Annotated in this window: 2 protein-coding genes and 1 pseudogene; 2 read left to right on the top strand and 1 reads right to left on the bottom strand. The window is 73.3% G+C overall.

The window, feature by feature from the left end:
* A pseudogene (locus ABZY31_RS30860) lies at positions 1-93 on the bottom strand (M56 family peptidase); the annotation flags it as partial.
* Here ABZY31_RS30860 and ABZY31_RS30855 point away from each other — a divergent pair.
* Both ABZY31_RS30855 and ABZY31_RS30850 read left to right on the top strand, forming a co-directional pair.
* Positions 50-595 carry a phosphopantetheine-binding protein gene (locus ABZY31_RS30855; RefSeq protein ID WP_356416938.1) on the top strand — a complete coding sequence of 182 codons (546 nt, stop codon included), beginning with the start codon at positions 50-52 and terminating at the stop codon, positions 593-595. The pseudogene ABZY31_RS30860 and the gene ABZY31_RS30855 sit on opposite strands and share 44 nt — an antisense overlap.
* A gap of 67 nt (positions 596-662) precedes the next feature.
* The coding region (locus ABZY31_RS30850) for a type I polyketide synthase (RefSeq protein ID WP_356416936.1) at positions 663-8,281 on the top strand (7,619 nt) is incomplete at its 3' end.

Raw genomic sequence — 8,281 nt, 5'->3', positions numbered from 1 at the left:
GAGCACGGCGTCCAGCTGCTGACCCTTGAGCCGCCCGAGCGCGCCCGTGGTGACCACCAGCCGGGGCGCGGTGCCCGGCAGCCACCAGGCGTCGGCCCCCGCAGCGCGGGACGAAGCGCTCCTGGAGCTGGTCTGCTCGTACGTCGCCGGAGTCCTCGGCTTCGCCGGACCCGAAGCGGTCGACCCCGTACGGTCGTTCAACGAGGTCGGCTTCGACTCGCTGACCGCCGTCGAACTGCGCAACCGGCTCGGCGGAGCCACCGGCGTCCGCCTCCCCGCCACCCTCGTCTTCGACTACCCGACCCCGAACGCGCTCGTGGAATACCTGCGGGACGAGCTCTGGCAGGACGGCGCGGCAGCAGTACCCCCGCTCCTCGCCGAGCTGGACCGGCTGGAGAAGACCCTCGTCACGTCGTCGCCCGACGACGCGGGCCGCGACCGCATCACCGAACGCCTCCAGGCCCTGCTGACCGCCTGGAGCGAGGCCGGTGCCCTGGCCGCCGGCTCCGACGGAGCCGACGTGGCCGAGGCCCTGGAGAGCGCGACCGACGACGACCTCTTCGACTTCATCGGCAAGGAGTTCGGCATCTCATGACCCGGCAGCTCCGCCCCGCCCCTTCTCACCACTCCGACTGTCCGGTTTCTGCCCGAGGGATGCACGCATGAACGAGGAAAAGCTCCGGTACTTCCTGAAGCGGGTGACGGCCGATCTCCACGAGACGCGCCGCCGCCTCCAGGAGGTCGAGTCGGAGGAGCAGGAGCCGATCGCGATCATCGGGATGAGCTGCCGTTACCCGGGTGACGTCGAGTCCCCCGAGGACCTGTGGCGGCTGGTCTCCGGCGAGACCGATGCCGTCTCCCCCTTCCCGACCGACCGGGGCTGGGACACGGGGCGCCTCTTCGACGAGGACCCCGACGGGCGGGGCACGAGCTACGTGCAGGAGGGCGGCTTCCTGCACTCCGCCAACCGGTTCGAGCCCGAATTCTTCGGGATCTCGCCCCGTGAGGCCCTGGCGATGGACCCGCAGCAGCGGCTCCTGCTGGAAACCTCTTGGGAGGCCTTCGAGCGGGCGGGCATCGACCCGACCTCGATGCGCGGCAGCCGGACCGGTGTCTTCACGGGCGTCATGTACCACGACTACGCGTCCCGGCTGCGGGCCGTGCCGCCGGAGGTCGAGGGCTACCTCGGCACCGGTGCCTCCAGCAGCATCGCCTCCGGCCGTGTCTCGTACACCTTCGGTCTGGAGGGCCCGGCGCTCACCGTCGACACCGCCTGCTCCTCCTCCCTCGTCACGCTGCACCTCGCCATGCAGGCCCTGCGCAAGGGCGAGTGCTCGCTCGCACTGGCCGGCGGCGTGACGGTCATGCCGACCCCCGGCACCTTCACCGAGTTCAGCCGCCAGCGCGGCCTGTCCTTCGACGGGCGCTGCAAGTCCTTCGCGGACGCCGCCGACGGCACCGGCTGGGGCGAGGGCGCGGGCATGCTCCTCGTGGAGCGGCTCTCCGACGCCCGCCGCAACGGCCACCGGGTGCTGGCCGTGGTCCGCGGCTCGGCCGTCAACCAGGACGGCGCCTCCAACGGCCTGACCGCCCCGAACGGGCCCTCGCAGCAGCGCGTCATCCGCCAGGCCCTGGCCGACGCCCGGCTCACCGCCGCCGACATCGACGTGGTCGAGGCCCACGGCACCGGCACGACGCTGGGCGACCCGATCGAAGCCCAGGCCCTGCTGGCCACGTACGGCCGGGAGCACACGGAGGACCAGCCGCTCTGGCTCGGCTCCATCAAGTCGAACATCGGGCACACGCAGGCCGCCGCCGGCGTCGCAGGCGTCATCAAGATGGTGATGGCGATCCGGCACGGGCGGATCCCGAAGACCCTGCACGTCGACCAGCCGTCGACCAAGGTCGACTGGTCCGCGGGCGCGGTGTCGCTGCTGCGCGAGACGGTGGACTGGCCGGACACCGGTCGTCCCCGCCGCGCCGCCGTGTCGTCCTTCGGCATCAGCGGCACCAACGCGCACACCATCATCGAGCAGCCCCCCGCCGCCGAGCCGGTCGAGCCGGCCGACTCCGTCGAGCCCGGGGAGGCCGGGGAGGCCAGGGCCGGTGATACCGCCGCGCCGCGCCGTGTCGTCGTACCCCCCGTCCTGGCCTGGCCTGTCTCGGCCCGCACGTCGGAGGCCGTGCGGGCCCAGGCGGAGCGCCTGCTCACACACCTGCGGGCCCACCCCAACCAGCGTGCCGAGGACGTCAGCCGCACCCTGGCCACCGGCCGCGCCGCCTTCGAACACCGCGCCGTCGTCCTGGCCGGCGACCGCAGCGAGGCCCTGGCCGACCTCGCGGCACTGGCGTCGGGCGACCCCGCTTCGACGCGGATCGTCCGGGGCGAGGCCGGAACCCGGGGCAAGCTGGCCCTCCTGTTCACCGGGCAGGGCAGTCAGCGGCTCGGGATGGGCCGTGAGCTGTACGACGCCTACCCGGTGTTCGCGGAGGCGCTGGACGCGGTGTGTTCGGCGATCCACCTGGAAATGCCTTTGAAGGAGGTGTTGTTCGGCGGGGATGCGGTGGTGCTGGATCGTACGGAGTATGCGCAGCCTGCGTTGTTCGCGGTCGAGGTGGCGTTGTTCCGGTTGCTGGAGTCGTGGGGTGTGAAGCCTGACTTCCTGTCCGGTCACTCCGTGGGTGAGATCGCGGCCGCGCATGTGGCGGGTGTGTTCTCGTTGGAGGATGCGTGTGTGCTGGTGTCCGCTCGTGGGCGTCTGATGCAGGCGTTGCCTTCGGGTGGTGTGATGGTGGCGGTGCAGGCGTCGGAGGACGAGGTCCTGCCGCTGTTGTCCGAGCGGGTGAGCATCGCCGCCGTCAACGGGCCTGCGTCGGTCGTGATCGCGGGTGACGAGGATGCCGTGCTGGCGGTGGTGGCTTCGTTCGCCGGCCGCAAGACGAAGCGGCTGACGGTCAGTCATGCCTTCCACTCCCCGCACATGGACGGGATGTTGGATGAGTTCCGGCAGGTCGCGGCGGGGCTGTCGTTCGGCACACCTCGGATTCCGGTCGTCTCCAACCTGACGGGTGCGCTGGTCTCGGACGAGATGGGTTCGGCCGACTTCTGGGTGCGACACGTCCGCGAGGCGGTCCGCTTCCTCGACGGTGTCCGGACGCTGGAGGCGGCAGGGGTCACCACGTACCTCGAACTCGGGCCTGACGGCGTCCTGTCGGCCCTCGCCCAGGACTGCGTCTCCAGAGAAGGCGCCGCCTTCGCCGCAACGCTCCGTGCCGACCGCCCCGAGGTGGAGACCGTCACCGCCGCCTTCGCCCGGGCCTACGCCCGCGGCGGCGACGCGGACTGGCGGGCACGCTTCGCCGGGACCGGTGCCCGGCGCGTCGACCTGCCCACCTACCCCTTCCAGCGTGAGCGGTTCTGGCCCGAGACCGGTGCCCCACTGCCCGGTGACGCCACCGGCCTCGGTCTCGCGGCCGCCGGGCACCCGCTGCTGGGCGCCGCGGTGTCCCTCGCCGACGCCGACGGGTGCGTCCTCACCGGCCGCCTGTCGCTGCGGACGCACCCCTGGCTGGCCGACCACGCCGTGATGGGCTCCGTACTGGTCCCGGGCGCGGCCCTCGTCGAGCTGGCCCTGCACGCCGGTGAGCGGGTCGGCGCCCCGGCCGTGGAGGAACTGACCCTCCAGGCACCGCTGGTGCTGTCCGACCCCGACGCGGCCGTGCAGATCCAGGTCACCGTGGGAGCGCCGGACCCGTCGGGCCGTCGTACCGTCGCCGTCCACTCCCGGTTCGCGAAGGCCGACGCCGACGCCGACGAGCCGTGGCAGCGCCACGCCGCCGGTCTGCTCACGGCCGAGGTGCGACCCGCCACCGCCGACCTCCGCGTCTGGCCGCCGGTCGACGCGACCCCCGTCCCCGTGGACGATGCGTACGAGCTCCTCGACGCTTCCGGACTCCACTACGGCCCCCTCTTCCGCGGACTGCGGGCAGTCTGGCGGCGTGACGGTGAGCTGTTCGCCGAAGTCGGCCTCGCCGGGCGCGGGCAGGCGGACGCCGGCGCCTTCGGGCTCCATCCGGCGCTGCTCGACTCCGCGCTCCACGCCCTGGCACTGGACGCCTCGCTGGCCGCGGGCCCGGATTCCGACAGCGCGAACGGGGCCCGGTTGCCGTTCGCGTGGACCGGCGTACGCCTGTACGCCTCGGGCGCGGCGGCCGCGCGGGTCCGCCTCGCGGGCGCGGGCCACGGCGCGGTCTCGCTCGAACTGGCCGACTCCGCCGGTCACCCCCTCGCCTCGGTGGATTCGCTGGCCCTACGAGCGATCTCCTCCGAGCAGATCGACGCGGCCGGTGGGGACCGGGGCCCGGACTCCCTCTTCCGGGTCGACTGGACCGCGCCGTCCGCCGATCGGACGGCGCAGGCCGCGGCCGGAGCAGCCGACGACCCGGTCGTCATCGACCTGCGTACGGGCGTCCGCGCGGCCGTGCCGGAAGCCGTGCACGCCGAAACGGCCCGGGTCCTGCGCCTGGTCCAGGACCGGCTGTCGGACCCGTCGGCGGACGGACGCTTGGTGTTCGTGACGCGCGGTGCGGTGGAGGCCGTGCCCGGAGAAGGCATCCACGACCCGGTCCGCGCCGCGGTGCGGGGCCTGCTGCGGTCCGCGCAGTCGGAGAACCCGGGCCGCTTCGTCCTCGTCGACGTCGACGTCGACGACGAGCCGGCGGGCCCGCTCGCGGTCGCCCTGGCGACGGGCGAACCCGAGGTGGCGGTGCGGGGAGGCTCGGCGCTGGTACCGAGGCTGGTCCGCGCCGCGCGGCCGGGCCGGACCGGGGAGACGGCCGCCGGTTGGGACACCCACGGCACCGTCCTGGTCACCGGCGCGAGCGGTTCGCTCGGCGCGCTGGTCGCCCGCCACCTGGTCACCGAGCACGGCGTACGGCGCCTGTTGCTGGTCAGTCGCCGGGGCGAAACCCCGCCGCTGTCCGCGGAGTTGGCGGTTCTGGGCGCCGAGGTGACTTGGGCGGCGTGCGACGTCGCCGACCGTGGGGCCCTAGCCGACGTGCTGGCCGGGATTCCGGCGGAGCACCCGCTGACCGGGGTCGTGCACACGGCCGGTGTCCTCGACGACGGGGTGATCGGTTCGCTGACCGCCGAACGGCTGTCGGCGGTGCTGCGCCCGAAGGTCGACGCGGCCTGGAACCTCCACGAGCTGACCCGGGACATCGACCTCACGGCGTTCGTCCTCTTCTCCTCCGCCGCCGGTGTCTTCGGCAACGCCGGACAGGCCAACTACGCCGCGGGCAACGCCTTCCTGGACGCGCTGGCGGCCCACCGGCGGGCCCAGGGCCTGCCGGCGACCTCCCTGGCCTGGGGCCTGTGGTCCGAAGTCGGCGGCATGGGAGCCGCGTTGGGGGCCGACGAGGTCTCCCGGCCCGGTCGCGGCGGCGCCCACGCCCTCACGGCCGCGGAAGGCGTGGCACTGTTCGACGCCGCCTGCGGCGCGCAGGAGCCGCTGCTGGTGCCGGTCAAGCTGGACCTGGCCGCCCTGCGCGCCCAGGCGGGCACCGGCACGCTCCCGCCGCTGCTCACCGGCATGGTCCGGATGCCCGCCCGCCGGGCCGCCGCCTCCGGCACCCCCGCCTCGGCACTGCGGCTCGCGGGCCTGACGGTCGCCGAGCAGCAGTCCCTCGTCCTGGACGTGGTCCGGACCCAGGTGGCGGTCGTACTCGGCCATTCCGGGCCCGAGGCCGTCGAGGCCGACCGGTCCTTCCGCGAGCTGGGCTTCGACTCCCTGACCGCAGTGGAACTCCGCAACCTGATCGGCGCCGCCACCGGGCTGCGCCTGCCGGCCACCCTCGTCTTCGACTACCCGACCCCGACGATCCTCGCCGAGCACCTGCGCGACGAACTGCCCGGCGCCGCATCCGCCGCGCCCGCCGCCCCGGCGACCGCGTCCGCGTCCGCACTCCGCGACGACGATCCCATCGCCGTCGTCGGCCTCGGCTGCCGCTACCCCGGCGGCGTCGAGGGCCCCGACGACCTCTGGCGCCTCGTCCTCGAGGGCCGGGACGTCATCTCCGGATTCCCCGACGACCGCGGCTGGGACGTCGACGGCCTCTTCGACGCCGACCCCGGCCAGGAGGGCACGAGCTACGCCCGCGAGGGCGGGTTCCTCACCGACGCCTCCGCCTTCGACCCCGCCTTCTTCGGGATCTCCCCGCGCGAGGCCGTCGCCATGGACCCGCAGCAGCGGCTGCTGCTGGAAACCGCCTGGGAGGCCTTCGAACGCGCCGGGATCGACCCGAGGTCCCTGCGGGGCAGCCGTACCGGTGTCTTCGCGGGCGTCATGTACCAGGACTACGCGTCCCGGCTCGCGGCCCTGCCCGAAGGAGTGGAGGGCTTCCTCGGCACCGGCAACGCGGGCAGCGTCATCTCCGGCCGACTGTCCTACACGTTCGGCCTGGAGGGCCCGGCGGTCACCGTCGACACGGCCTGCTCCTCCTCCCTGGTGGCCCTGCACCTCGCGGTGCAGGCCCTGCGCAACGGGGAGTGCTCGCTCGCGCTGGCAGGCGGTGTGACCGTGATGGCGACCCCCGCCGCGTTCGTGGAGTTCAGCCGGCAGCGGGGCCTCGCGGTCGACGGCCGCTGCAAGGCGTTCTCCGCCGACGCCGACGGCACGGGCTGGTCCGAGGGAGCGGGGATGCTCCTCGTGGAGCGGCTCTCGGACGCCCGCCGCAACGGCCACCCGGTCCTGGCCGTCGTGCGCGGTACGGCGATCAACCAGGACGGTGCGAGCAACGGCCTGACCGCCCCCAACGGGCCCTCGCAACAGCGGGTCATCCGCCAGGCCCTCGCCAACGCCGGGCTGTCCGTCGCCGATGTGGACGCCGTCGAGGCGCACGGCACCGGTACGACGCTGGGCGACCCGATCGAGGCCCAGGCACTGCTGGCCACGTACGGCCAGGACCGCCCGGAGGGCCGGCCGCTGCTGCTCGGCTCGATCAAGTCGAACATGGGTCACACGCAGGCCGCGGCAGGTGTCGCCGGCGTCATCAAGATGATCATGGCGATGCGGCACGGCGTCCTGCCCAAGAGCCTGCACGCGGATGAGCCCACCCCGCACGTGGACTGGGCCTCCGGAGCCGTGACGCTCCTGGACCGGGCCACCGCATGGCCGGACACGGGACGCCCGCGCCGCGCCGGTATCTCCTCCTTCGGCTTCAGCGGCACCAACGCCCACGCCGTCATCGAGCAGGCTTCCGAGCCGGAGGAGCCCGGGACGCGGCCCGCACCCGAGCGGGTGCCCGGCGCCCTGCCGTGGCTGCTCTCGGCGAAGGACCCCCAGGCCCTGCGCGAACAAGCCGCCCGCCTGGCGGCACAGGTCGCCGCGGACCCCGAGTCGTCCCTCACGGACACCGGCTACGCCCTGGCCACGAGCCGGGCCTCCCTCGACCGGCGGGCCGCCGTGGTGGCGGAGGACCGCGAGGGCTTCCTCGCGGGCCTGGCCGCACTCGCGGACGGCAGCCGACCCGCCGGAGTGCTGGAGGGTACGCCGTCGGCCGGAAAGCTGGCCTTCCTGTTCACCGGGCAGGGCAGCCAGCGGCTCGGGATGGGGCGTGAGTTGTATGACGCCTTCCCGGTGTTCGCTGCGGCTTTGGACGTGGTGTGTGGGGCAATGAGCCTCGAACTGCCGCTGAAGAAGGTGTTGTTCGGGACGGATGCCGCTCTGCTGGACCGTACGGAGTATGCGCAGCCCGCGTTGTTCGCGGTTGAGGTGGCGTTGTTCCGGCTGCTGGAGTCGTGGGGTGTCAAGCCTGACTTCCTGTCCGGTCATTCGATCGGTGAGGTCGCGGCCGCGCATGTGGCGGGGGTGTTCTCGCTGGAGGACGCGTGCTTGCTGGTCGCCGCTCGCGGTCGGTTGATGCAGGCGTTGCCTTCGGGTGGTGTGATGGTGGCGGTGCAGGCGTCGGAGGACGAGGTGCTGCCGCTGTTGTCCGAGCGGGTGAGCATCGCCGCCGTCAACGGGCCCACGTCGCTCGTGATCGCGGGTGACGAGCACGCCGTGCTCGCGGTGGTGGAGGTGTTCGCCGACCGCAAGAACAAGCGGCTCACGGTCAGTCATGCCTTCCACTCGCCTCACATGGACGGGATGTTGGAGGAGTTCCGTGAGGTGGTGGAGGGTCTGTCCTTCGCCGCTCCGCGGATCCCGGTCGTCTCCAACCTGACGGGTGCGCTGGTCTCGGACGTCGACGTCGAAGCCCTCGAACTTGCCGTCGGGGGTCT

The organism is Streptomyces sp. NPDC006529 (genome assembly GCF_040611795.1).
Lineage (GTDB): Bacteria > Actinomycetota > Actinomycetes > Streptomycetales > Streptomycetaceae > Streptomyces.
The sequence above is the reverse complement of the archived record's forward strand: the minus strand, read 5'-3'. Positions and strand labels throughout refer to the sequence as shown.